General features: G+C 65.4%; 1 protein-coding gene. It reads left to right on the top strand.

Annotation, left to right across the window (positions count from 1 at the left end; genetic code table 11):
- Window positions 1-1452, top strand: a 1452-nt coding sequence (locus NE547_RS17855; protein WP_186906959.1) for a 4-hydroxyphenylacetate 3-hydroxylase family protein, incomplete at its 5' end; no start/stop codon positions are given.
- Window positions 1453-1454: the final 2 nt, after the last annotated feature.

Below are 1454 nucleotides of genomic sequence, written 5' to 3'. Positions count from 1 at the left end.
ATGTCACTGATGACGGGCGAGGAGTACATTGAGAGCATCCGGAAGCGGAAGATGCAGGTATATCTGTTTGGGAAAAAGGTGGAGGACCCGGTGGACGACCCCATTCTGCGGCCCTCGCTGAACAGCGTGCGCATGACCTACGACCTGGCCCAGATGCCGGAGTACGAGGACCTGATGACCGCCGTCTCCCCCTACACCGGCCGGCGGGTCAACCGCTTCACCCACATCCACCAGTCCGCCGGGGACCTGGTGAAGAAGGTGAAGATGCAGCGCCTGCTGGGGCAGAAGACGGCCGCCTGCTTCCAGCGCTGCGTGGGCATGGACGCGTTCAACGCCGTGTTCTCCACCACGTATGAGACCGACCGGAAGTACGCCACCCATTATCACGAGAACTTCAAGCAGTTCATGATCTACTGCCAGGACAACGACCTGACGGTGGACGGCGCCATGACCGACCCCAAGGGGGACCGGAGCAAGGCCCCCCACGAGCAGGCGGACCCGGACCTGTTTTTGCGGGTGGTGGAGCGCCGGCCCGACGGGATCGTGGTGCGGGGCGCCAAGGCCCACCAGACCGGCGCGCTGAACAGCCATGAGATCATCATCATGCCCACCATCTCCATGGGCCCCGACGACAAGGACTACGCGGTGAGCTTCGCCGTGCCCATGGACACGCCGGGCATCTTCATGATCATCGGCCGCCAGAGCTGCGACACCCGGAAGCGGGAGGGCAGCGAGCTGGACGTGGGCAACGCGGAGTTCGGCGGGGTGGAGGCGCTGACCATCTTCGACGACGTGTTCGTGCCCAACGAGCGCATCTTCCTCAACGGGGAGACGGAGTTCGCCGGGATGATGGTGGAGCGCTTCGCCGGGTATCACCGCCAGAGCTACGGCGGGTGCAAGGTGGGCGTGGGCGACGTGCTCATCGGCGCGGCGGCGGTGGCGGCCGACTACAACGGCGCGGCCAGGGCCAGCCACATCAAGGACAAGCTCATCGAGATGACCCACCTGAACGAGACCCTGTACTGCTGCGGCATCGCCTGCTCCGCCGAGGGCCACCCCACAGACAGCGGCAACTACATCATCGACCTGCTGCTGGCCAACGTGTGCAAGCAGAACGTGACCCGCTTCCCCTACGAGATCGCCCGGCTGGCGGAGGACATCGCCGGCGGCCTGATGGTCACCGCCCCCTCCGAGGCCGACCTGCGGGACGAGAAGCTGGGCGCCTATGTGGAAAAATACCTGAAGGGCGTCTCCGGCGTGTCCACCGAGAACCGGCTGCGCATCCTCCGCCTCATCGAAAACCTGACCCTGGGCACCGCCGCCGTGGGCTACCGCACCGAAAGCCTGCACGGCGCCGGCTCCCCCCAGGCCCAGCGCATCATGATCGCACGCCAGGGCAACCTCCAGCACAAGAAGGAGCTGGCCAAGACCATCGCCCATATCAAGGAGTAAGC

The sequence above is a fragment of the Flavonifractor sp. DFI.6.63 genome (assembly GCF_024462255.1).
GTDB classification, from domain to species: domain Bacteria; phylum Bacillota; class Clostridia; order Oscillospirales; family Oscillospiraceae; genus Lawsonibacter_A; species Lawsonibacter_A hominis.
This window is presented reverse-complemented; position numbering and strand designations above follow the sequence as displayed.